Here is a 23,509-nt window from a genome sequence, read left to right as displayed (position 1 = left end):
ATAGTAATTTCTGTTAGAAATATTTGTAGTGATAAGGCGGTAATACACAAGGTCTCCAAAACTTTGATTGCACAAAATGCAACTTCACGTCGCTAGTTTCTACGCGATAATAATTTTTTATAATTTATCTCTCAATTATTCCAAATCCAACCGGTGTGTTTTACATTATATATAAATAATATCTAAAGTTAGAATTATATATGTGGGCATGCTTGTCGTTTTTTCTGATCAATTTCACGCAAAGCAAAGGATTGGTGAATTATGTTTCTATCTCGTAAGTTGGAAGCCTTTATGGCTGTAGTTGAAAATGGCTCGCTAAGTAAAGCTGCAAGAGTGATGAACAGGACTACGCCCCCAGTGGCCAAGTCTATAAAGGACTTTGAGAGCATAATAGGGAAAAAGTTATTTAAACGAGAGAAGTTTGGTATGAGTTTAACACGAGATGGTGAGGTGCTTTATAATGATCTAAAAGATTTATATCAGCAGGAAAAAGAAATAACTAAAAAACATCTGACAGGGCATGTTTCCAATGTCATCAATATTTATTACGACTGGGGGAAAAGTGAAAAGCTAACGAAGCTATATAAAGTCGCTGAAAAGAATAACATCCAGGCTAATATAATAAAGTTTTATTATGAAAACATTGATGAGATTGGAGACTATGATGGTAATTCACTTGTTTTATCATCTGAAAAAATAACCAGTGAGAGATTTTCACTGTTGAATGAAATCCCAGATAGTGGTTTTGGTATTTATGGAAGAAAGGATATTATTAATGAAAGCCAAGATGTTATCAATATTCTTCATAACAATATCTGGTTATGTAATCCAACATTATATAGAAGCAAATTTGTTAAATATTTAGAAGAATGCGTTAAAAAACAACACAGTAAAGTGAGTATTAGACAAGTGGATAACTTGGCGTGCTGCTTGGATTTCATCTACTCTGGGCGCTATATTTGCATCACAGATTCTATTATGGATAATTTCAATGGTGACTCCCAATTGGATTTTATTAATCTAGCGAATTTTCAAGATGAGAATAAATTGTATTTTTATAAATCAAGATCACACTCGAGTGTCTTAAATGGACTTATTGACTACGTTTGTACCTTGACATAAGAACTGTAGATTTATTAATTGACTGTTAGCCTATATTAGTCACTATTATTTCCTTCCCTGAACTAATTTATTATTTTGCCACAATTTATTGTGGGAATGGGTGCATCATAATGTAATAGTGATGGGGAAGGATTATTCGTCACTTTGTTCCTCACCCTGCGGGCCGCCGCTTTGCGTCGTTGTCTCGCTTCGCTCGGCGCGAACCTTGTCGAAGGTTCTTACCTTCCCCAGATAGGTGCTATTTTTTGATTGAATTATTTTTTGGGAAATTCGAGGGTATGTCTAGAGATGGTGGTGGGGGAAGGATTCGAACCTTCGAAGTCGATGACGGCAGATTTACAGTCTGCTCCCTTTGGCCGCTCGGGAACCCCACCACTGGCCTAACTGCTTAACAACACTGTCTTGGTAAGCGGGGCGCATCATATCAAATGAAGCGCCGCTGTAAAGACTTGAAATGAAAAAAATAATTCGTTCGATGCTTTTTTGTCCGCGAAGATGCTTATATGGGCAAAAAATATCGATTTATTGTGCGGTTACAGAATGACGGTACGATTACCGTAAACAAAAACACGCTGCGCTAAAACACGATATAGAGCACGGCTCAGAACATTTTTCTCTACATCACGACCTGCTCGCATCATATCTTCTGCGGTATAAGAGTGATCTACATGAATCACATCCTGCATAATGATTGGCCCTTCATCCAGGCTATCATTGACATAATGAGCTGTGGCCCCAATGATTTTCACACCACGTTCATAAGCCTGATGATAAGGGCGCGCCCCAATAAATGCTGGCAAGAATGAGTGATGAATATTAATAATCTGATATGGGAAACGCTGAACAAAGGCGGGTGTTAGGACCCGCATATATTTTGCCAACACCACATAGTCTGGTTGGTATTGCTCAATTTGTTCAATCAACAGTTGATCATGTTGGTCGCGAGTCAGACCTTCATGACTAATTAGATGGAAGGGGATATCAAAGCGCTCAACCAAATTCTGTAGTGCATCGTGATTACCAATGACGGCGGCAATTTCAACATCCAAGCCACCGTAAACACTTTTCATTAATAAGTCGCCGAGACAATGCGCTTCTTTGGTCACCATAATAACAATGCGACGACGCCCTGCGGTATGCAATTCTCGGTTGGTCCCTTCTGGTAATGCATCATCCAGATCTGCCAATAAGGTCGTATCGTTAAAAATACCTTCAAGTTCTGTGCGCATGAAAAAACGACCGGTCAGATGGTCTACAAATTCATTATTTTGCACAATATTCAGTTGGTGCTTGTAACAGATATTGGTGATTTTTGCGATCAGGCCTTTGGCATCAGGGCAAATAGTGCGTAACACTTTCTTTTGTACATTCTGGTGTGGCATAAGGTGGTAAATCCTGTCTTAACATGACTTGATGTTATGTAAATGTCTGATGTTGCAGTCAGTAATAGAACGATTTTACTGTTAATGCCCGCAGCATTTCTTATATTTTTTCCCCGAACCACAAGGACATGTATCATTTCTACCCACGGATGGCCGGATTCCGTCAATATAGTACCAGTGTTCATTTATGCGAAGGAAGCGCGAACGTTCATGCATTGTGCTCATCTGCTGACTATTTTCATCAGTAAAACGAGCAATGAACTCAACAAAGGCCTCATTATCGTGAGTACCTGCATTTTCAGCAATGACGGTTAACCCATGCCAAGTTGTATTGGAAAAACTTTGAATTATTCCATCACGCCATTCTTGGGCATTACACTCGGGGTGCCAGGTTTTAATCAGATAATCCGCATTCTTTTTTACATAGGCGCTATAGCGTGAGCGCATCAAAATTGCCGGTTTAGCCGCAATTTTCGCCCCCAGAATATAGGGTTCACAGCACTTCTGATATTCAAGTGGGCTGCCGCATGGACATTGTTCTGACAAAATCTCTCCGAAATAATCAATTTGCCCTGATATCTGGCGTGAAGGTTAGCAACAGACCAAGGCAGGAAAATAGCGTCTTGGTAAACACAGACGCCATCTTACCTAATCACGCCTTGAGGTTCAAAGTTGATAATCTCGCAAGAAAGGTAAGTTGGTAGAAAGATTTGTGATGTACCTCACAAAAAAACTTGACCGGCGTTTCATTCCGGCGTAACTTAGTAACTGTGATGTGTATCACATAAAAATAAAGATATTTACAGGAGCAACCCATGAAACTGATCAATAAAGTTATCGCAATGTTCGAAAAAATGAGTGTCTCATTCGGCACCATCAACGGCTAATTATTTCATTATTAGCCAGAAAATTTTCATAATATTCTGATCTAAATTAGTTTACAGGTAATGGCGCTGCATCCATAGCAAGCAGGCCAGAAAGCGAAAGCAGAATATGCAATGACCTGTTTACCCGATTTGTTATTATTAAAAGATATTTAATCTTTTGATTTTGCTTAATCCAGAATATTTGCTCTAAATAGCCGCCACTAGGGTGGCTATTTTGCATTTAATCTGTTGCTGAAAAATAAAACTCAAATGATAGATGTTTGTAAATTAAGTAATTTGACAATTTAGCTGTTTATCTATTATGCCTCTCTTCATTAGCTCATCGACAGCTAGCTAATGACTTCATCATATATATACTCAATGGATCATATTGATAATGTCCAAATTGAGATATCAATTCAAAACCTAATCGCTGATAGAGCTTTACTGCTTCAGGTTGGTAAATGCCTGTTTCAAGATAAATATTACTTAATTTCAATGAAATAGCTTTCTCTAGTATGGCAGTCATCAGTAATGATGCGATCCCATGCCCACGGTAATCTGGATTGACAAAGACCCGTTTAATTTCAGGGTAGGGTGTTTCGGGCAACGTAAGGATTGCACACCCGACAATAGTGTCCTCTAGTTTTGCGATATATGCGAAGGTCGTTACCAGAGCCAGACTTTCAATAGATTCGGCATGATTGCTTTCAACCGGGTAGAGTGCCTCTTGGTACGCATCTAATTGAGTAATCAATGCAATAAGTTCAGGAATAAACAGATCGGTTTGGCATATTTCAATGTTCATAGTATATCCTTCGCGCTCCAAGCTATATCTTAGTCAATAAATGTAAAATATTTGTATCAAATTACCAGAAAGATAAATATTCACTATAGTCATATAAGTGTTCTAGTTAAGTAAATTGGGAAATATACATTTTTCTCCGGAGTATCAGGTTGTTGGCTTCCGCTAATTGGCGTACCGACCAGTTAGGTGGGCTATGCGATTTTTATTTGATTTATTCTGGTTATAAGAAAGTGCCAAACCAGTTGAAAATGGATGAAATACAATGAGACAGATCAAGGTTGGATTGGCACTGGGAGCAGGGGCTGCTAAAGGATGGGCCCATATTGGCGTCATTAATGCTCTGAATGAAATGGGTGTAAAAATTGATGTGGTAGCGGGTTGTTCAGTTGGTTCTCTGGTCGGTGCAGCTTATGCCAGTGATCATTTGGATGTAATGGAGCACTGGGTTCGTTCATTTAAGTACTGGGATGTTATTCGGATGATGGACTTTTCCTGGCGTCGCGGCGGATTACTGCGTGGGGAACGGGTCTTCAATGCGGTCAACAGAATAATAGAAGTGCAGGATATTGCGGAATGTAGACTGCCTTTCGGATCCGTGGTGACCAATTTAACCACGGGTCGTGAGTTATGGCTAACGGAAGGGGATATTAAGCAGGCGATTAGAGCTTCGTGCAGCATGCCAGGGTTACTTTCGCCTGTTTGGTTTGGTGGGTATTGGCTTGTTGATGGCGCAGTTGTTAATCCGGTTCCGGTCTCTTTGGCCAGAGCCATGGGGGCAGATATCGTCATTGCCGTTGATTTGCAACATGATGCCCATTTGATCCAGCAAGATATGTTTTCCTCACAAACGCCAACTGAAGGCAAACCCGTGAATATATCTGACAGTTGGCATAAGCGTTTGACGGCGCGGATAACGAATATGTCAGCTAGCCCGGCTAAGAGTATTCCCAGTGCGATGGAGATAATGTCTACCTCTATACAAGTGCTGGAGAACCGTCTGAAACGTAACCGGATGGCTGGTGATCCTCCTGATGTGCTGATTCAACCTTACTGCCCACAGATATCCACACTGGATTTTCACCGTGCGGAGGAAGCCATTGCTGCGGGGCAATTAGCCACGGAGAAGAATGCTGAGAAATTGTGCCACCTGGTAAGGCAAAAATAGGCCTCGGTATGTATTTGAAAACAGAGCATGACAATTTCTGACAAGCACAATCTATCATTTTGAGCCACTATTACCATTAAGGTTAGTAAGAGAAGCAGGGCATGGAAAAACCACTAGCAGGTAAACATATTTTAGTCATCGAGGATGAAACGGTTTTTCGCTCAGTAATTGCGGGATTCTTAGGGTCACTTGGTGCGACGGTCCACCAGGCTGGAAATGGGCTGGAAGCATTAGAGCAGCTAAAAATCCAGACTCCCGAGCTTATCTTGTGCGATCTGGCTATGCCGAAGATGGGCGGGATCGAATTCGTTGAGCGCTTACTCATTCAAGGTGTGAAAATCCCTGTTTTGGTTATTTCGGCGACAGATAAAATGACGGATATCGCTAAAGTCTTGCGTCTGGGGGTTAAGGACGTGCTGCTGAAGCCGATTGTTGATTTAAACCGTTTGCGTGAGGCCGTGTTGGCTTGCCTGTATCCAGCCCTGTTCACCTCTCATGCCATCGAAGAAACCGAGTTAATACAGGATTGGGATGCACTGCGTAAGAATCCTTATGATGCCGCCCAGTTACTTAAACAACTGCAACCTCCGGCTCAACAAATTATTGCTCGCTGTCGCATCAATTACCGACAATTAACCATGGTTGAGAAACCAGGATTGGTCCTTGATATTGCCGCATTGTCAGATAAGGATTTGGCTTTTTACTGTCTGGACGTAACACGGGCTGGGGATAATGGCGTGTTAGCTGCTTTGCTACTGCGCGTATTATTTAACGGGATTTTACAAGAGCATCTGTCACAGCAGCAACATCGTTTGCCGCAGATGTCATCCCTGCTCGAACAACTCAATCAGCTATTAAGACGTACTCATCTTGATGGGCAATTTCCTTTGTTGGTGGGTTATTATCATGTGGAGTATCAGAATTTAATCTTGGTCTCTGCGGGCTTACATGCAAACGTCAATGCAGGCAAAAATCAGATTCAACTCAGTAATGGTGTGCCTTTGGGGACACTAAAAACAACCCACTTAAATCAAATTAGTCAGCGCTGTGAGGCATGGCAGTGTCAAGTATGGGGCGGCGGTAGCCGCTTACGTTTGATGCTTTCTGCTGATGAGTCGTTCTGATCACTAATATGTCGCTTCTTTTATTTGCCTTACACCCACCTCAACATAAATATTTCTATAACGAATCTGTGAAATAACGCTAATTTGTTTCAATCAGTGTGTATCACCAAGATGTGAAAAATATCGATTGATATACTTTCCGCCTTACTTATCTCTGCAAAATTTCTGCTAGCTTTATTATTCGCTAGCAATAAGGTTGCGTCGCTTCAGGCTAAATTAAGGTTAGTTCCTGATAATGGCTAACAGTACACCCCTTATCGGATTTCTACTCGAGGATTGATTGGATGAAAGTTACGGTTTTTGGTATTGGTTATGTAGGATTGGTTCAGGCAGCGGTACTGGCCGAGGTTGGCCATGATGTACTTTGCATTGATGTTGATGCAAATAAAGTTGCTGACCTACAAAAAGGCCGTATCGCTATTTTTGAGCCCGGACTAGCACCACTGGTAAAAGAAAATTATGAAGAGGGCCGGCTGCGGTTTTCTACGGATGCAGAAGCAGGTGTGGCACACGCGACCATTCAGTTTATTGCTGTTGGTACGCCGCCTGATGAAGATGGTGCCGCTGATTTGAAATATGTCCTTGAGGTTGCCAGTACTATTGCAAAATATATGGATGCACCTAAAGTCATTATTGATAAATCTACTGTGCCGGTAGGGACTGCGGATAAAGTGCAACAAAGGATAAAAACTATCCTGCAGCAACGTGGGCAGGAAATAGCATTCAACGTAGTTTCAAACCCAGAATTTCTAAAAGAAGGGGCAGCCGTAGCGGATTGCAAGCGCCCTGAGCGAATCGTCATCGGTATTGATACTAATGATAATGGCGTTATTGATTTAATTAGCGAGCTATATGAGCCCTTTAATCGAAATCATGACCGCATGTTGATTATGGATATTCGCAGTGCCGAACTGACGAAATATGCAGCAAATGGCATGCTTGCCACCAAAATCAGCTTTATGAATGAGATCGCTAATATAGCGGAACGGCTTGGTGCAGATATCGAGAAAGTACGGCAGGGCATTGGTTCTGATTCCCGTATCGGCTACCACTTTATTTATTCCGGTTGTGGCTATGGCGGTTCCTGTTTCCCTAAAGATATTCAGGCGCTAATTCGTACAGCGGAAAGTTGTGGCTATCAACCTCAATTGTTACAGGCAGTCGAGCAAATCAATAACGAGCAAAAGTATAAATTGTTCGAATTTATTCAACATCACTTTTCTTCACAACTTGCGGGGAAAACATTGGCTCTTTGGGGATTAGCATTTAAACCCAATACAGATGATATGCGAGAAGCGCCAAGCCGAGTTTTAATGGAGGCGTTGTGGAAAGCAGGGGTTACTATTCAAGCTTATGACCCAGAGGCAATGGATGAAGCTCAGCGAATTTATGGTGCTAGGGATGACTTAAGATTAATGGGCACCAAAGAGTCTGCATTACAAGGCGCTGACGCATTGGTTATTTGTACAGAATGGCAGAATTTCAGAGCACCTGATTTTGATATGATCAAAGCTCGGCTAACGCAACCGGTTATTTTCGATGGACGTAATCTGTACGATCCGGAGCGCCTAAATAGCAGAGGATTCACTTATTACGGGATTGGCCGTGGTTCTTCGATTAATCGTGCGTAATAAGTGATAAAGATGAATTTATGTGTTGGGTACAAAAATCAAATTAGTGTTGTTTTGTATCCAACACCATCACAGTAGGATTCTGTAACTGAAGTTTATTGCAAAATTTCACTTATATCACAAAACGATGGTGTCGCTCGGGCACCACAGTTATATCGATTATTATGTTGTTATAAATTAGCAGAGTATTCTTATCGATTTACAAGCACAGTGGTTGCAGAAGGTTATTTATTGAAAGTGATATGTTCAGGTTGACTGTTGCTTACCGATTGTCTGTTAGTGATTGAGCGGAGTTATTCATCAAGTGGTGGCACAAATACTAACTATGAAAGGTTACCAAGAGATAAACAAAAAAATACCCCCCATATAATAGGAGGGTATTTTCATCATAATAGTCAATTATCTATTACGATTACAGCAGGAAATCATCCAGTGATTTACCTTGTTCTTCAATGGCTTTCTTAATCACAGCTGGAGTACGGCCTTGGCCTGTCCAGGTTTTCACATCGCCATTTTCGTCTGTGTACTGATATTTAGCAGGGCGCGCAGCACGTTTTGATTTACCAGTAGCAGCTTTAGCAGCAGCCATAGTATTCAACAGTTCATTTGGATCAATACCGTCTGCAATAAGCATTTCGCGGTACTGTTGTAATTTACGTGTGCGTTCTTCAATTTCTGCTTGTGCTTGGGAGTCTTCTTCGCGGCGTTCGTTAACGACCACTTCGAGTTTCTCAAGCATTTCTTCTAATGTCTCAAGAGTGCATTCACGAGCTTGTGCACGCAGAGTACGGATGTTGTTAAGAATCTTTAACGCTTCGCTCATTGTCCTGGTCTCAAATTATAATTGGTGGGGGGGCGTCTGGATAATAATAGAGTGCTATTTTAATTTCTGCAATAGCCAATTTGATTGGTATACTCGAATTTACGTATTTTATTAGCGAAAACTTGCTGCTTGCTACTAATAAACGATGGGCACTTGTTATTATCTGAGCTCTTTTTAACACGAAAGTTCATTTTGCTCCCTAATGATCCTACTCGCGAACATGATTTTCCCACTAAGTTATAAGTTTGCTTTATATCAATAAAGCAAAAATAGGTTACTTGCCAGGTTGGGATGCGCAATAACTGATCACATGAGTGCGACGCGATATTGATATAGTGGCAACGAAATATTGAGTAAGAAAAAAGCATGCGACATAGGATTTGTCAGATTATGACAATATTTGTTATCACTATTTTACGAATTAATCATGTGAACACATTACTCGTATGATTAATGAACCAATCGTGCGGCGTTCATATCGAACACAATTGCTTTCTGCTCTCTCGGGTCTGGTTAATGTTCAAGCAGAATACTTATCCTGCATCAATATTGTGAAATAGGTCATGTAATGTACCTAATAATAGCGAGGTACTTGACATGAAAACACGATCAATTTCATTAGCTATATCATTACTTAATATAGAAAACAGTAATATAGAGAAAATTGCCTGCTCCCCGTAAAGCCTGAGTTTATGATAAACTGTGGACACGTTGTCACTATGACCATCTATTATATCATTGGAGTCACGGGCCCATGGCTCAACTTTATTTTTATTACTCAGCTATGAATGCAGGAAAGTCTACCGCGCTGTTGCAGTCGTCTTATAACTACCAAGAGCGTGGCATGCGTACTTTGGTATTTACTGCCGAGATTGATAATCGCTTTGGGGTGGGGACCGTCAGCTCGCGTATTGGGCTATCTTCGCAGGCTCTGTTGTACAATAGTGAAACAGAATTATTATCTATTATCAGTGCTGAGCATCAGGATAAACCGGTACATTGTATTCTGCTCGATGAATGCCAATTCTTGACCAAAGAACAAGTTCAGGAATTGTGCCAGGTGGTCGATGAATTACATATTCCTGTTCTGTGCTACGGCTTGCGTACAGATTTCCTCGGTGAGTTATTCCCTGGCAGTAAATATCTGTTGTCGTGGGCCGATAAGTTGGTAGAGCTAAAAACGATTTGTCATTGTGGGCGTAAGGCGAATATGGTGCTGCGGTTGGATGAGCAGGGCCGAGCGATGCACGATGGCGAACAAGTGGTGATCGGGGGGAATGAAAGTTACGTCTCCGTTTGTCGCCGCCATTACAAAGAAGCCATTAAAGCGGCCAGCCTTCAACAGCATTCTTAAGCCCAATATCTCAACCTGCATACCTCACGAGCTTTATCATTGCAGCCGTGGGGTAGTTAGCCTCTTATTGTATTAACGCCATATAGCTTTATTCATCGCGCCTGAGCGCCATGTAAGCCTCTCTTTGCCTACTTTTCTTTTTCAGTATTAACACGCATAGACTGTCGAGCATTTTTATTCATCATCCCAACGTCGATTATTTTGAAATTAGCTTATTTTGTAAGCTAGTCACTTGCGGTTTTGTAACATGCGGCGCTATTGGCGGCGCGTGGTGAGCTTATTTAATATAAAGAGTACAACGGCAAGGGGCGACTAGATAGCTGTTCTGGGGGCGTTTCAGGCGGGAATTGCCGCGATGTGTGATTTCTGGCGGTTAGATAAAAAGAAACCCCCGAATAGCAGCTGCTGCTCGGGGGTTATATCTTCTATTGCTTGCCTCAATTAAACATGAGGTTTACACATTAAGATTGATATTACTTCTTGGCTTTCTTTTCAGCTTTCGGTGCTGGAGTTGCTACTGCGGCAACTTCTTCACGGTCAAGCTCTTCACTGAATTCACGGCCGTAGTAAGTATCCATCAGAATCTGTTTCAGCTCAGAGATCAGTGGGTAACGTGGGTTAGCACCGGTACACTGGTCATCAAATGCATCTTCAGACAGTTTGTCTACTTTAGCCAAGAAATCAGCTTCCTGAACGCCAGCTTCACGGATTGAAGCAGGGATACCCAGTTCCGCTTTGATTTCATCTAACCAAGCCAGCAGTTTCTGGATTTTCTGTGCTGTACGGTCGCCCGGTGCACTCAGACCCAGATGGTCTGCAATTTCAGCATAACGACGACGCGCTTGTGGACGGTCATACTGGCTGAAAGCAGTCTGCTTAGTTGGGTTGTCATTCGCGTTATAGCGGATAACGTTAGAAATCAACATGGCGTTTGCCAAGCCGTGTGGAATGTGGAACTCAGAACCCAGTTTATGGGCCATTGAGTGACAGACACCCAAGAAGGCGTTAGCAAAAGCAATACCAGCGATGGTCGCGGCGTTGTGAACACGTTCACGTGCAACCGGGTTCTTAGCACCTTCATGGTAGCTTGCAGGTAAGAATTCTTTCAGCAATTTCAGTGCTTGCAGCGCCTGGCCATCAGAATATTCATTTGCCAATACAGAAACGTAAGCTTCCATCGCATGGGTTACTGCGTCCAAACCACCGAAGGCACACAGAGACTTAGGCATATTCATAACCAGATTGGCATCAACGATTGCCATATCTGGAGTCAATGCATAGTCAGCCAATGGATATTTCTGGCCAGTTGCATCGTCAGTAACTACCGCAAATGGTGTGACTTCTGAACCGGTACCTGATGTGGTTGTTACGGCGATCATTTTCGCTTTCACGCCCATTTTCGGGAACTTGTAAATACGTTTACGGATATCCATAAAGCGCAATGCCAGTTCTTCGAAGTGAGTTTCAGGATGTTCGTACATTACCCACATGATTTTTGCAGCATCCATCGGTGAACCACCACCCAGCGCGATAATCACGTCTGGTTTGAAGGAGTTCATCTGCTCTGCACCTTTACGCACGATGCTCAGGGTAGGGTCAGCTTCTACTTCGAAGAAGACTTCAGTTTCGATACCGTGAGATTTCAGTACGCTAGTGATTTGATCTGCATAACCGTTGTTGAACAGGTAGCGGTCAGTCACGATGAAGGCACGTTTTGCACCGTCAGTTGCCACTTCTTCCAATGCGATAGGCAGAGAGCCGCGGCGGAAGTAAATAGATTTCGGGAGTTTATGCCACAACATGTTTTCTGCTCGCTTAGCCACAGTTTTCTTGTTGATCAAGTGTTTCGGACCGACGTTTTCAGAGATGGAGTTACCACCCCAAGAACCGCAACCCAGCGTCAGTGAAGGCGCTACTTTGAAGTTATACAGGTCACCGATACCACCATGAGAGGCAGGAGTGTTGATCAGAATTCGGGCGGTTTTCATTTTATCGCCGAAATACTTAACGCGTGCAGGCTGGTTATCTTGGTCTGTATACAGGCAAGATGTATGGCCGATACCGCCCATTTCCACCAGTTTTTCTGCTTTTGCAACAGCGTCTTCGAAGTTCTTCGCACGATACATTGCCAAAGTAGGTGACAGTTTTTCGTGAGCGAATGGCTCAGATTCATCAACAACTTTAACTTCACCGATAAGAATTTTGGTATTAGATGGAACTTTGATGCCGGCCATTTCAGCAATTTTAGTTGCTGGCTGACCAACGATAGCTGCGTTCAGACCACCATTTTTCAGGATAATGTCTTGAACAGCTTTCAGTTCTTTACCTTGTAACAGGTAGCCACCATGGGAAGAGAAACGCTCGCGAACTGCATCGTACACAGAGTCCACAACAATGATGGACTGCTCTGACGCACAAATCACACCGTTATCAAAGGTTTTAGACATCAAGATAGAAGCTACAACACGTTTGATATCAGCAGTATCGTCAACAACAACAGGTGTGTTACCAGCACCAACACCGATAGCAGGTTTACCTGAGCTGTAAGCCGCTTTAACCATGCCTGGGCCACCGGTTGCCAAGATCAGGTTAATGTCTGGGTGGTGCATCAGTTGATTAGATAACTCAACTGTTGGCGCATCAATCCAACCGATAATATCTGCTGGCGCACCTGCTGCAATCGCGGCTTGAAGCACGATATCTGCGGCTTTATTGGTTGCGTCTTTAGCACGTGGGTGTGGAGAGAATACGATACCGTTACGGGTTTTCAGGCTAATTAACGCCTTGAAGATAGCGGTAGAGGTTGGGTTAGTTGTTGGTACAATACCGCAGATTAAACCGATAGGTTCAGCGATAGTGATGGTACCAAAGGTTTTGTCTTCTTCCAGAATGCCACAAGTCTTTTCATCTTTGTATGCATTGTAGATGTATTCAGAAGCAAAGTGGTTCTTGATCACTTTGTCTTCCACAATACCCATACCTGATTCTTCTACCGCCAATTTGGCTAGAGGAATACGGGCATCTGCTGCAGCCAGAGCTGCGGCACGGAAGATTTTATCAACCTGCTCTTGAGTGAAGTTGGCATACTCGCGCTGGGCTTTCTTGACGCGTGCTACTAGCTCGTTAAGTTCAGCGACATTCGTTACAGCCATAATGCTCTCCTGATAATGTTAAACTCTTTTAGTAAATGAGCTGTTGAAGCAACTAGTATAGACAGGCTCTAGCATGCTGTACTGTCAATTAGAGATAGTTTTTGTATCTTACTTTCTCATTTTCACCGCTGATTTACTGAAAGAGCTTTTTGGTGCACTAGGAATAAAGTGGGGCAAAAAAGACTATTTTCAACCTTTATACTCTATTTCTTTACTACGTGTTCTTCACCAGTGCTCAGAGCTTAACTATTCCTAGGTATGTTTTTCGTGATTTAAATCACAAAATCGTCAAGCTGACACCATTCAGCAATTATTTGTTGAGAGTAATTATCATTAACATAAATAAAGTGATAATTCATGACGTTAAACTACCACCAACACTACAGAATATTAACAATAATCATCATTTTAAGTGGAGAGAATAAACCCAGCATAAATGCTGGTTTATTCCGTGGATTCCTGTAACTAATTCCATTACATTAGCGCGCACATCTATAGGGAGATGCCCTAAGGGTGATTTTTGGTGAAAAGCACTGTGGTGGAATATTTGAATAATGCAGAATAGTTTCTGCGTGCTGGCAACATGGTTGGTGCCGCAAATTTTCCGGATTCTGGCCATAAAGTGTGTTGTCTGGGGCATTAGTTATAATGACCTGTTATCTGTGATGTATTTATTGGCAATTTCGCGGAGTGATGTGTGAGTCAATCACTGTTGGACCTTTCAGGTTACATCAAGTTTTTTGTTGGCTTATTTGCGCTGGTAAACCCGGTCGGCATATTGCCGGTCTTTATCAGTATGACCAGCTATCAGGCGGCGGCAGGGCGGGACAAAACCAATCTGACAGCCAACCTGTCGGTGGCAATTATTTTGTGGATCTCTCTGTTCCTCGGAGATGCCATCCTAAAAATATTCGGTATTTCTATTGATTCATTCCGTATTGCGGGGGGGATCCTGGTGGTCAGCATCGCGATGTCGATGATCAGTGGCAAACTCGGTGAAGACAAACAGAACAAACAAGAAAAAACAGAAACGGCGGTACGAGAAAGTATCGGGGTGGTCCCTCTGGCATTGCCATTAATGGCCGGGCCGGGTGCAATCAGTTCAACCATTGTTTGGAGCTCTCGCTACCACAGTTGGCAGAATCTGTTGGGATTAACCGTCGCTATTGCCCTGTTTGCGTTCTGTTGCTGGCTATTATTCCGTGCTGCGCCGCTATTGGTTCGATTGTTAGGGCAGACCGGTATTAACGTCATAACGCGTATTATGGGGTTACTGCTGATGGCATTGGGTATCGAATTTATTGTGACAGGCATCAAGGCTATTTTCCCCGGTTTACTCTAATCCGCTGTAATGTCATTCACTATTCATCGCCATAGAAGGGCCACCCGCTTATTATCGGTGGCCTTTTTTGTGCGATGAAGATGAAATTCAAATCTTTCAGCCTTAATTTGGTGCAAATAATGCATGAAGTTTAATCTGTTGCACTTAAATGTTGCAATAATAGTTCTTCTGCACAAAAAATTTAGCTTAAGGCTTATTTTTGCATCTTTAATAAATGGCTTACCTGCCATCTGTTTAAATTAAATACACCCTTTGTTGTTAAAATGCTCACATCATTCTGTGGGGCTTGTGCTGAATTTATCTAGATGTTATTAGTGATTACACCCCAATGAATAGGGGTTTATTCTGGTAACGATAGCAATGTTAACTTAATGTTTCTTTTGGCTGTTTTGCAACATAATTATTGTTGTGAAATTAATATTAGCTACTATTTTACTGTTTTTAATCAGTAGGTTACTTGGATTTCTGCTGGCTAATACAGATAGTCACTATCGTTAGTGACTCATTGAAAAAGAGAATTGCTTAACATTTCTGTAAAAATTATTGGCGTCAGATTTCGGGTTCTGTTAGTTTCCGAACAACTCTCCGTTGAGAGATTTCTTGTTTTTTTTAGAAAATATCACGGGCAATTTTTATTTTGGAATAGTTATTGCTAGTCGTTGTGGGCAGCAAATTGACGCAAACCTAGAGAAAAACATCATAAATCTCGTAAATGGGCGGTTAGAAATGCAAATAAAGTTTAAGCAGCGACCACTGGCAATAATTAGCACTATTCTGGGTTTATCATTTTCCTCTGTAGCAATGGCAGCAACTGTTCCTAATGGTGTGGTATTAGCGATAGATCAGAGTATTACCATCAATAATGGTTCCGAGATCGCCTCTTTGGACCCGCATAAGGTCGAAGGAAATCCCGAAACTAATATAATTCTAAATCTATTAGAAGGATTGGTGAGTAATGATGCCAATGGTCATGTTATTCCGGCGGTGGCAACTCACTGGGATAATGACGGCTATAAAATCTGGACTTTCCATCTGCGGGATGATGCCGTTTGGAGTGATGGTACGCCTGTCACTGCGCAGGATTTTGTTTATAGTTGGCAACGATTGGCTAATCCTAAAATAGGTTCACCTTACGCCAGCTATTTGCAGTATGCCCAAATTGAAAATGTTGATGAAGTCCTGAAAGGGACTAAAACGCCGGATGAATTAGGTGTAAAAGCACTCGATAATAAAACCTTACAAGTCACGTTGACTGAACCCGTCCCTTATTTTATCAGTATGCTGTCACACACCTCGATGAAACCAGTTAGGCGCGATATTGTTGAGAAATATGGCGATAAATGGACACTTCCACAGAATTTTGTGGGGAATGGTGCTTACCGGCTGAAAGATTGGGTAGTCAACGAACGCATTGTGCTTGAACGTAACCCGACTTATTGGAATAACAAAGAAACGGTTATTAATAAGGCCACTTTCTTACCGATAACCTCGGAAGTCAGTGACATTAACCGTTATCGCAGTGGTGAAATTGATATTACCAATAGCGCAATCCCGCCCAATTTATTTGCCAAGATGAAAAAAGACCTGCCATCGCAGGTTCACGTCAGCCCATACCTTTGCACCTTCTATTACGAAATTAATAATAAGAAAGCGCCATTTACTGATGTAAGGGTAAGAACAGCAATCAAATTAACCTTGGACCGCGACATCATCGCGACCAAAATTATGGGGCAAGGGCAGATCCCCGCTTATGGTTTTACCCCAACATTTACTGACGGCGGTAATTTTGCGCGACCAGAGTGGGCCAGTTGGTCTCAGGAACAACGCAATGCTGAGGCGAAGAAACTGCTTGCTGAAGCGGGCTATAATGCCGAAAACCCATTGAAGTTTAATTTGCTCTACAACACCTCAGATCAAAATAAACAACAGGCAATTGCCGCCGCATCTATGTGGCAAAAAAATCTGGGTGCAACGGTAACGTTGCAAAACCAAGAGTGGAAAACATCATTAGAAAGCCGCCATCAGGGCCAATTTGATGTCGCCAGAGCAACCTGGTGCGGTGATTATAATGAGCCGACCGCCTTCCTTAATATGTTGTTGTCAGATAGCAGCAATAATACATTCTTCTACAAGAACCCTGAGTTTGATGCGCTGTTAGCCAAAACGTTGGCGGCTCCCGATGCTAAAGCACGTACTGCTTTGTATCAGCAAGCGGAAAATTTATTGGATAAAGACTCGGCTATGGTGCCGGTCTATTATCGCGTCAGTGTCCGGCTTATTCGACCGACAGTCGGTGGGTTTACCGGTAAAGACCCACAAGATTTGGTGGATTTGAAAAATCTGTATATTCGTAAGTTGTAGTTATTAGCCATATTGGCTGTAGCAAGAAACCGTGCCACAAAGTGTTTAGAAAAGACAGAGTAATAGGGATGTATAACACAGTACGAATTTTCGTCTGGTGCTAATACATAGGGTGTTTATATCGTCGGATTCGTTCCCCGAGCGATGTAATTTAAAAATACCTTTTAAAGGTGAAGCTTGCCCAGTCACTGGGTGATGCAATAATAAAAACTGGAGTGGATATAAGCATGACCAACATCACAAAGAAAAGTCTCCTGGCCGCGGGTATTGTGGCTGCCTTGGGTATGATGGCTGTGGGAAATACGTTTGCGGCTAATGTGCCGGCAGGCGTGCAACTGGCAGAAAAACAAGTGTTAGTCCGTAATAATGGTTCCGAGCCTCAGTCACTGGACCCACATAAAATTGAAGGTGTGCCAGAATCAAATATCTCGCGTGACCTGTTAGAAGGATTAGTTATTAACGATCCTAACGGCAAAATCCTGCCGGGTGTTGCAGAAAGCTGGGATAATAAGGACTTTAAAGTTTGGACTTTCCATCTTCGTAAAGATGCTAAATGGTCAAATGGTGACCCTGTAACGGCACAGGATTTTGTTTATAGTTGGCAGCGTTTGGCCGATCCTAAAACAGTCTCTCCTTATGCCAGCTATGTGCAATATGCGCATATTGCTAATATCGACGATATTATCACCGGCAAAAAAGCACCTGACACTTTGGGTGTGAAGGCGTTGGATGACCATACTCTGGAAGTTACGCTGACCGAACCTGTACCTTATTTGGATAAGCTGTTAGCTCACCCATCTATGTCTCCGGTTAATAAAACTGTGATTGAGAAGTTTGGTGAGAAGTGGACTCAGCCACAAAACTTTGTCGGTAATGGTGCCTATAAGTTGAAAGACTGGACCGTTAACGAACGTATTGTATTAGAGCGCAGCCCGACTTATTGGGATAACGCCAAAACCGTGATTAATCAGGTAACTTACCTGCCAATCTCGTCTGAAGTGACTGACGTTAACCGCTATCGCAGCGGCGAAATCGACATGACGTATAACAACATGCCGATTGAATTGTTCCAGAAGCTGAAAAAAGAGATCCCACAAGAAGTTCATGTTGACCCGTATCTGTGTACTTACTACTACGAAATCAACAACCAGAAAGCACCATTCACCGATGCTCGAGTGCGTGAAGCGCTGAAGCTGGGTATGGATCGCGACATCATTGTGAACAAAGTGAAAAACCAAGGTGATTTACCGGCCTATGGTTTCACCCCGCCGTACACCAGTGGTGCTGAGTTGACGCCACCAGAATGGTTTAGCTGGACACAAGAAAAACGTAATGAAGTGGCTAAGAAATTGCTGGCAGAAGCGGGCTATACCCAAGATAAGCCTCTGACATTCAACCTGTTATACAACACATCCGATTTGCATAAGAAACTGGCTATTGCTGCCGCATCTATCTGGAAGAAAAACCTGGGTGTTGACGTTAAGCTGGAAAACCAAGAGTGGAAAACCTTCTTGGATACCCGCCATCAAGGGACTTTCGATGTAGCGCGTGCTGGCTGGTGTGCTGACTATAACGAACCATCCTCATTCTTGAACATGATGCTATCTGACAGTAGTAATAATACCGTGCATTATAAGAGCCCGGCGTTTGATAAGCTGATGTCCGATACCCTAAAAGTGAAATCAGAGAAAGAGCGCGCTGGTTTATACCAACAAGCTGAAGTGTTGCTGGATAAAGATTCTGCGATTGTACCGTTGTTCTATTACGTGAATGCCCGTTTAGTGAAACCTTATGTCGGTGGTTACACCGGTAAAGATCCACTGGATAATATGCACGTTAAAGATCTTTATATTATCAAGCACTAGTATAGTAAGGGCAGTCACTCAATCCGTGTGCTGCCCTTATTGCTTTGAAATATAAAGTCGCAGTAAGAGGCTAAAGGTACAGGCAATGTTAAAATTTATTCTACGCCGCTGTCTGGAAGCAATTCCGACACTTTTTATTTTGATCACCATTTCATTCTTTATGATGCGTCTCGCCCCGGGCAGCCCATTTACCGGCGAACGTAATCTTCCCCCTGAAGTTATGGCGAATATTGAGGCGAAATATCACCTCAATGACCCCGTTTATAAACAGTATTTCAATTACTTGGGGCAATTGGCCCAAGGTGATCTTGGGCCTTCGTTTAAATATAAAGATTACACCGTAAATGAGCTGGTTTCGGCATCGTTTCCGGTTTCAGCCAAACTCGGATTCGCTGCATTTTTACTGGCTGTGGTTCTAGGGGTTAGTGCCGGTGTTATTGCCGCACTTAACCAAAATACCAAATGGGATTACACGGTAATGGGGTTTGCCATGACCGGGGTGGTTATTCCCAGTTTCGTGGTCGCACCTTTATTGGTGCTGGTGTTCGCCATTATATTAAAGTGGCTGCCCGGTGGGGGTTGGAATGGCGGGGCACCGAAGTTTATTATTTTGCCGATGGTGGCGCTGTCACTGGCTTATATTGCCAGTATCGCGCGTATTACTCGCGGTTCAATGATTGAAGTTCTCCACTCCAATTTCATCCGCACTGCGCGGGCCAAAGGCTTGCCATTGCGAACGATTGTATTACGTCATGCTTTGAAACCTGCATTACTCCCGGTGCTGTCCTATATGGGACCGGCATTTGTCGGGATTATCACCGGTTCAATGGTTATTGAGACTATCTTTGGTCTACCGGGTATTGGTCAGTTGTTCGTCAACGGAGCGTTAAACCGCGATTACTCTTTGGTCTTGAGTTTGACCATTCTAGTGGGCGCGTTAACCATTTTATTCAATGCGATTGTTGACGTGCTCTATGCTGTCATTGATCCAAAAATCCGTTACTAGCACTGGAGCACGCCAATTATGTTGAGCAAGAAAAATAGCGAAGCTCTGGAAGTTTTCAGTGAGAAACTGGAAGTTGAAGGGCGCAGCCTCTGGCAGGATGCCCGCCGCCGTTTTATTCATAACCGTGCGGCGATCACCAGTTTGGTGATCCTGATGTTAATTACCTTATTTGTTATTCTGGCCCCAATGTTAGCGCAGTTTTCTTATGCGGATACTGATTGGGGCATGATGTCAGCCGCACCTGATATGGAGTCAGGCCACTACTTTGGTACTGATTCATCGGGCCGTGACCTGTTGGTTCGTGTCGCCATTGGTGGGCGGATATCATTAATGGTGGGTGTTGCTGCCGCGCTGGTTGCTGTGGTTGTCGGCACACTGTATGGATCTTTATCGGGCTATCTTGGTGGGAAAGTCGACTCACTGATGATGCGCCTGCTGGAAATTCTTAACTCATTCCCTTTCATGTTCTTCGTTATCCTGTTGGTGACCTTCTTTGGTCAGAATATCCTGTTGATATTTGTCGCCATTGGCATGGTTTCCTGGCTGGATATGGCGCGTATTGTGCGCGGGCAAACGTTAAGTCTGAAGCGCAAAGAATTCATTGAGGCCGCAGTGGTGGGCGGTGTTTCCACGCGCAACATTGTTTTGCGCCATATCGTCCCGAACGTATTAGGTGTGGTTGTGGTATACGCTTCTTTGCTGGTTCCGAGCATGATTCTGTTTGAATCCTTCCTGAGCTTTCTGGGTTTAGGGACGCAAGAGCCGCTGAGCAGTTGGGGCGCATTACTGAGTGATGGTGCCAACTCAATGGAGGTTTCTCCGTGGCTTTTGATGTTCCCTGCCGGTTTCCTGGTCGTGACTTTGTTCTGTTTTAACTTTATCGGCGATGGCTTGCGTGATGCCCTTGACCCGAAAGATCGCTGAGGAGTAGCACCATGACGACGATAGATAATCAGTCTACTGTTCAGCAATCTAATTTGTTTGAGCACAATGTACTGTTGGATGTAAAGGATTTGACCGTCACCTTCGGTACGCCGGATGGTGATGTTACCGCAGTTAACGCGCTTAATTTTGATCTGCGCGCCGGTGAAACTTTGGGTATTGTGGGTGAGTCAGGCTCCGGTAAATCGCAAACGGCGTTTGCTTTAATGGGGTTGCTGGCCAGTAATGGTCGGATCGGCGGCTCGGCGAAGTTTAATGGCCGTGAAATTCTGAATCTGCCAGAAAAGCAACTGAACCGTTTACGGGCCGAAGAGATCTCGATGATTTTCCAAGACCCAATGACCTCTTTGAATCCTTATATGCGCGTGGGCGAGCAGCTCATGGAAGTGCTGCAACTGCATAAAAAGATGAGTAAGAGTGAAGCCTTTGAAGAGTCAATCCGCATGCTTGATGCGGTGAAAATGCCGGAAGCTCGTAAACGCATGCGCATGTATCCTCATGAATTTTCAGGTGGTATGCGCCAGCGCGTGATGATTGCCATGGCATTGTTGTGCCGGCCTAAACTCTTAATTGCCGATGAGCCGACAACAGCACTGGATGTAACCGTTCAAGCTCAAATCATGACTTTGCTGAATGAACTGAAAAATGAGTTTAATACCGCCATTATCATGATCACCCATGACTTGGGGGTGGTTGCCGGTATTTGTAATAAAGTTCTGGTGATGTATGCAGGCCGAACAATGGAGTATGGTCAGGCGCGTGATGTTTTTTATCACCCAAGTCATCCTTATTCTATTGGTCTACTGAATGCAGTTCCCCGTCTTGATGCTGAAGGCGACTCTCTCATGACTATTCCGGGTAATCCGCCCAATTTACTGCGCTTGCCGCAAGGCTGTCCGTTCCAGCCTCGTTGCCAATATGCAATGGACCGCTGTTCAACGGCTCCGGCATTAGAGCACTTTGGTGATGGCCGTTTACGTGCCTGCTATAAGCCAGTAGGGGAATTGGTATGAATGCCATGACAGAAAAAAAAGTGTTGTTGGAAGTGGCTGATCTGAAAGTCCATTTTGATATTCAGGACGGTAAACAGTGGTTTTGGCAGCCGAGTAAAACACTCAAAGCCGTCGATGGTGTCACTCTGCGTCTGTATGAGGGCGAGACTTTAGGGGTGGTGGGTGAATCTGGTTGTGGCAAATCAACTTTTGCCCGCGCTATTATTGGCTTAGTGAAAGCGACCGGCGGCACGGTGGCGTGGTTAGGTAAAGATCTACTGAATATGAGTGATGCCGAATGGCGTGAGACTCGCAGTGATATTCAGATGATATTCCAAGACCCCTTGGCGTCATTAAATCCGCGAATGACTATTGGTGAAATCATTGCCGAGCCACTGCGGACGTATCATCCCAAAATGCCGCGCCAGGAAATCAAAGACAAAGTTAAAGCCATGATGCTGAAAGTGGGCTTGCTGCCGAACTTAATCAACCGCTATCCTCATGAATTTTCAGGAGGACAGTGCCAGCGAATTGGTATTGCACGCGCGTTGATTCTGGAACCGAAACTGGTGATTTGTGATGAACCGGTGTCGGCGCTGGATGTGTCAATTCAAGCTCAAGTTGTGAACTTATTACAGCAACTACAGCGTGAGATGGGGTTGTCTCTGATCTTTATTGCGCACGATTTGGCGGTGGTAAAGCATATTTCTGACCGGGTGTTGGTGATGTATTTGGGCCATGCAGTGGAATTGGGTACCTATGATGAGGTTTATCATAATCCGCAGCACCCTTATACCAAGGCACTGATGTCGGCAGTACCTATCCCCGATCCTGACAAAGAAAGGGCGAAAGTTATTCAACTGTTGGAGGGGGAGTTACCGTCGCCGATAAACCCACCTTCTGGCTGTGTGTTTCGTACTCGCTGCCCGATAGCGGGGCCAGAGTGCGCCAAGACACGGCCATTATTAGAAGGAAGTTTCCGCCACGCGGTCTCTTGCCTGAAAGTTGACCCTTTGTGATGACTGCAATCAGACATTGATCGGCCCATAAAAAAATCCCCGCCAAATAAATAAGCGGGGATTTTTCTATCAGTATTTATGGACCTATCAGTATTTATGGTTCTATCAGTATTTATGGATAAGTGTTTACGGATAACTACAGCTCAGAAACACTGATGGTCAGGGTTACAAGCCAGTTGCCTATTACTCTTTCCACAGAATGTGGCAAAGTTTATGGTCTTTTTCACGGCACAGAAGAACACGGGCAAATACATCGTTTATCTCTTCACCGTCATTGTCAGCAAGGCCAATAACCACCTCGGCGAAAAAGTCCGGATTTAAATCAAAATCGACATGGTCTTGCCAGTCTTCAGCGGGATCAAACAACTCAGCACCGCCACGCTCTTCAAACTGAAGGTTAAACAATAAAATATCTGCTGGATCGAGGTTATCACCCGCCAGTTCCAGAAAAATATCGTAAGCCTGTTCCAGTGTTTCATCTTCAGTCAGGCGATTATTAAGGTCCATAGTGCTTGGCTCTGGTGCATTCTGATCCATTTGCAGATTCCCATTTAT

The 23,509-nt window shown here is 43.4% G+C and carries 18 protein-coding genes, 1 tRNA gene and 1 other RNA gene; 12 read left to right on the top strand and 8 right to left on the bottom strand.

Annotated features, from left to right (window positions below; translation table 11 throughout):
• The first annotated feature begins 261 nt into the window (after nt 1–261).
• Nucleotides 262–1,122 carry a LysR family transcriptional regulator gene (locus FTA96_RS23180; protein ID WP_050107205.1) on the top strand — a complete coding sequence of 287 codons (861 nt, stop codon included), beginning with the start codon at nt 262–264 and terminating at the stop codon, nt 1,120–1,122.
• A gap of 116 nt (nt 1,123–1,238) precedes the next feature.
• Here the strand turns inward: FTA96_RS23180 and FTA96_RS23175 are convergent.
• The 5 genes from FTA96_RS23175 to FTA96_RS23155 form a co-directional block, all read right to left on the bottom strand.
• Nucleotides 1,239–1,364, bottom strand: a non-coding RNA gene (locus tag FTA96_RS23175) — RtT sRNA.
• A gap of 47 nt (nt 1,365–1,411) precedes the next feature.
• A tRNA-Tyr gene (locus FTA96_RS23170) sits at nt 1,412–1,496 on the bottom strand.
• Between the two features lie 159 nt (nt 1,497–1,655).
• On the bottom strand, nt 1,656–2,504 hold the full coding sequence (gene purU, locus FTA96_RS23165) for a formyltetrahydrofolate deformylase (RefSeq protein WP_050110495.1): 849 nt from the start codon (nt 2,502–2,504) through the stop codon (nt 1,656–1,658).
• An 81-nt stretch (nt 2,505–2,585) separates the two neighbouring features.
• Nucleotides 2,586–3,050 carry a YchJ family protein gene (locus FTA96_RS23160; RefSeq protein ID WP_050136471.1) on the bottom strand — a complete coding sequence of 155 codons (465 nt, stop codon included), beginning with the start codon at nt 3,048–3,050 and terminating at the stop codon, nt 2,586–2,588.
• Nucleotides 3,051–3,710: 660 nt separating this feature from the next.
• A complete protein-coding gene (locus FTA96_RS23155) occupies nt 3,711–4,178 on the bottom strand; it encodes a GNAT family N-acetyltransferase (protein ID WP_080990570.1) in 468 nt (155 codons plus the stop codon).
• Nucleotides 4,179–4,440: 262 nt separating this feature from the next.
• Between FTA96_RS23155 and rssA the strand changes: the two genes are divergently transcribed.
• The 3 genes from rssA (at nt 4,441) to FTA96_RS23140 (ending at nt 8,098) form a co-directional block, all read left to right on the top strand.
• Nucleotides 4,441–5,343: a patatin-like phospholipase RssA gene (rssA, locus tag FTA96_RS23150; RefSeq protein WP_050110492.1), complete on the top strand. Its 903-nt coding sequence runs from the start codon at nt 4,441–4,443 to the stop codon at nt 5,341–5,343.
• Nucleotides 5,344–5,444: 101 nt separating this feature from the next.
• Nucleotides 5,445–6,467: a two-component system response regulator RssB gene (gene rssB, locus FTA96_RS23145; protein ID WP_050110490.1), complete on the top strand. Its 1,023-nt coding sequence runs from the start codon at nt 5,445–5,447 to the stop codon at nt 6,465–6,467.
• A gap of 284 nt (nt 6,468–6,751) precedes the next feature.
• Nucleotides 6,752–8,098 carry a UDP-glucose dehydrogenase family protein gene (locus FTA96_RS23140; protein WP_050110488.1) on the top strand — a complete coding sequence of 449 codons (1,347 nt, stop codon included), beginning with the start codon at nt 6,752–6,754 and terminating at the stop codon, nt 8,096–8,098.
• A gap of 412 nt (nt 8,099–8,510) precedes the next feature.
• Here FTA96_RS23140 and hns read toward each other — a convergent pair whose 3' ends face one another.
• On the bottom strand, nt 8,511–8,921 hold the full coding sequence (hns, locus tag FTA96_RS23135; protein ID WP_004708400.1) for a histone-like nucleoid-structuring protein H-NS: 411 nt from the start codon (nt 8,919–8,921) through the stop codon (nt 8,511–8,513).
• Between the two features lie 754 nt (nt 8,922–9,675).
• Between hns and FTA96_RS23125 the strand changes: the two genes are divergently transcribed.
• The gene (locus FTA96_RS23125; RefSeq protein WP_050110486.1) at nt 9,676–10,275 is read left to right on the top strand and encodes a thymidine kinase; all 600 of its coding nucleotides are present in this window, start codon (nt 9,676–9,678) and stop codon (nt 10,273–10,275) included.
• 473 nt (nt 10,276–10,748) lie between these two features.
• Here FTA96_RS23125 and adhE read toward each other — a convergent pair whose 3' ends face one another.
• Nucleotides 10,749–13,427 carry a bifunctional acetaldehyde-CoA/alcohol dehydrogenase gene (gene adhE / locus FTA96_RS23120; protein ID WP_050110485.1) on the bottom strand — a complete coding sequence of 893 codons (2,679 nt, stop codon included), beginning with the start codon at nt 13,425–13,427 and terminating at the stop codon, nt 10,749–10,751.
• A gap of 697 nt (nt 13,428–14,124) precedes the next feature.
• Between adhE and FTA96_RS23110 the strand changes: the two genes are divergently transcribed.
• The 7 genes from FTA96_RS23110 (at nt 14,125) to oppF (ending at nt 22,954) form a co-directional block, all read left to right on the top strand.
• Entirely contained in the window at nt 14,125–14,769 is a 645-nt protein-coding gene (locus FTA96_RS23110; RefSeq protein ID WP_004708395.1) for a YchE family NAAT transporter, read from the top strand.
• A 726-nt stretch (nt 14,770–15,495) separates the two neighbouring features.
• Nucleotides 15,496–17,130 (top strand): ABC transporter substrate-binding protein, encoded by a 1,635-nt coding sequence (locus tag FTA96_RS23105; protein ID WP_145575002.1) that lies wholly within the window; start codon nt 15,496–15,498, stop codon nt 17,128–17,130.
• A gap of 227 nt (nt 17,131–17,357) precedes the next feature.
• Complete coding sequence (oppA, locus tag FTA96_RS23100) at nt 17,358–18,995, top strand: oligopeptide ABC transporter substrate-binding protein OppA (RefSeq protein WP_050146487.1); 1,638 nt, start codon at nt 17,358–17,360, stop codon at nt 18,993–18,995.
• A gap of 85 nt (nt 18,996–19,080) precedes the next feature.
• Entirely contained in the window at nt 19,081–20,001 is a 921-nt protein-coding gene (gene oppB, locus FTA96_RS23095) for an oligopeptide ABC transporter permease OppB (protein WP_004875191.1), read from the top strand.
• Between the two features lie 15 nt (nt 20,002–20,016).
• The gene (gene oppC, locus FTA96_RS23090) at nt 20,017–20,925 is read left to right on the top strand and encodes an oligopeptide ABC transporter permease OppC (RefSeq protein ID WP_050110481.1); all 909 of its coding nucleotides are present in this window, start codon (nt 20,017–20,019) and stop codon (nt 20,923–20,925) included.
• 11 nt (nt 20,926–20,936) lie between these two features.
• Nucleotides 20,937–21,956, top strand: a complete 1,020-nt coding sequence (gene oppD / locus FTA96_RS23085) for an ABC transporter ATP-binding protein (RefSeq protein ID WP_050146489.1) — start codon at nt 20,937–20,939, stop codon at nt 21,954–21,956.
• Nucleotides 21,953–22,954, top strand: coding sequence for a murein tripeptide/oligopeptide ABC transporter ATP binding protein OppF (oppF, locus tag FTA96_RS23080; RefSeq protein ID WP_050110479.1), 1,002 nt, complete (start codon nt 21,953–21,955; stop codon nt 22,952–22,954). Before oppD ends, oppF begins: the two co-directional genes overlap by 4 nt.
• Before the next feature lie 183 nt (nt 22,955–23,137).
• Here the strand turns inward: oppF and FTA96_RS23075 are convergent, their stop codons facing one another.
• A complete protein-coding gene (locus FTA96_RS23075) occupies nt 23,138–23,461 on the bottom strand; it encodes an HI1450 family dsDNA-mimic protein (protein ID WP_032910897.1) in 324 nt (107 codons plus the stop codon).
• Nucleotides 23,462–23,509 lie beyond the last annotated feature (48 nt).

Source organism: Yersinia alsatica, from assembly GCF_902170305.1.
GTDB lineage: Bacteria > Pseudomonadota > Gammaproteobacteria > Enterobacterales > Enterobacteriaceae > Yersinia > Yersinia alsatica.
This window is presented reverse-complemented; position numbering and strand designations above follow the sequence as displayed.

Bases quoted from the DNA above. Each gene is read 5' to 3' on its own strand.
- oppA (WP_050146487.1), top strand. From the start codon at position 17,358: ATGACCAACATCACAAAGAAAAGTCTCCTGGCCGCGGGTATTGTGGCT.
- oppF (WP_050110479.1), top strand. From the start codon at position 21,953: ATGAATGCCATGACAGAAAAAAAAGTGTTGTTGGAAGTGGCTGATCTG.
- FTA96_RS23125 (WP_050110486.1), top strand. From the start codon at position 9,676: ATGGCTCAACTTTATTTTTATTACTCAGCTATGAATGCAGGAAAGTCT.
- rssB (WP_050110490.1), top strand. From the start codon at position 5,445: ATGGAAAAACCACTAGCAGGTAAACATATTTTAGTCATCGAGGATGAA.
- purU (WP_050110495.1), bottom strand. From the start codon at position 2,504: ATGCCACACCAGAATGTACAAAAGAAAGTGTTACGCACTATTTGCCCT.
- rssA (WP_050110492.1), top strand. From the start codon at position 4,441: ATGAGACAGATCAAGGTTGGATTGGCACTGGGAGCAGGGGCTGCTAAA.
- oppB (WP_004875191.1), top strand. From the start codon at position 19,081: ATGTTAAAATTTATTCTACGCCGCTGTCTGGAAGCAATTCCGACACTT.
- adhE (WP_050110485.1), bottom strand. From the start codon at position 13,427: ATGGCTGTAACGAATGTCGCTGAACTTAACGAGCTAGTAGCACGCGTC.
- oppD (WP_050146489.1), top strand. From the start codon at position 20,937: ATGACGACGATAGATAATCAGTCTACTGTTCAGCAATCTAATTTGTTT.
- hns (WP_004708400.1), bottom strand. From the start codon at position 8,921: ATGAGCGAAGCGTTAAAGATTCTTAACAACATCCGTACTCTGCGTGCA.
- FTA96_RS23140 (WP_050110488.1), top strand. From the start codon at position 6,752: ATGAAAGTTACGGTTTTTGGTATTGGTTATGTAGGATTGGTTCAGGCA.
- FTA96_RS23180 (WP_050107205.1), top strand. From the start codon at position 262: ATGTTTCTATCTCGTAAGTTGGAAGCCTTTATGGCTGTAGTTGAAAAT.
- FTA96_RS23155 (WP_080990570.1), bottom strand. From the start codon at position 4,178: ATGAACATTGAAATATGCCAAACCGATCTGTTTATTCCTGAACTTATT.
- FTA96_RS23075 (WP_032910897.1), bottom strand. From the start codon at position 23,461: ATGGACCTTAATAATCGCCTGACTGAAGATGAAACACTGGAACAGGCT.
- FTA96_RS23105 (WP_145575002.1), top strand. From the start codon at position 15,496: ATGCAAATAAAGTTTAAGCAGCGACCACTGGCAATAATTAGCACTATT.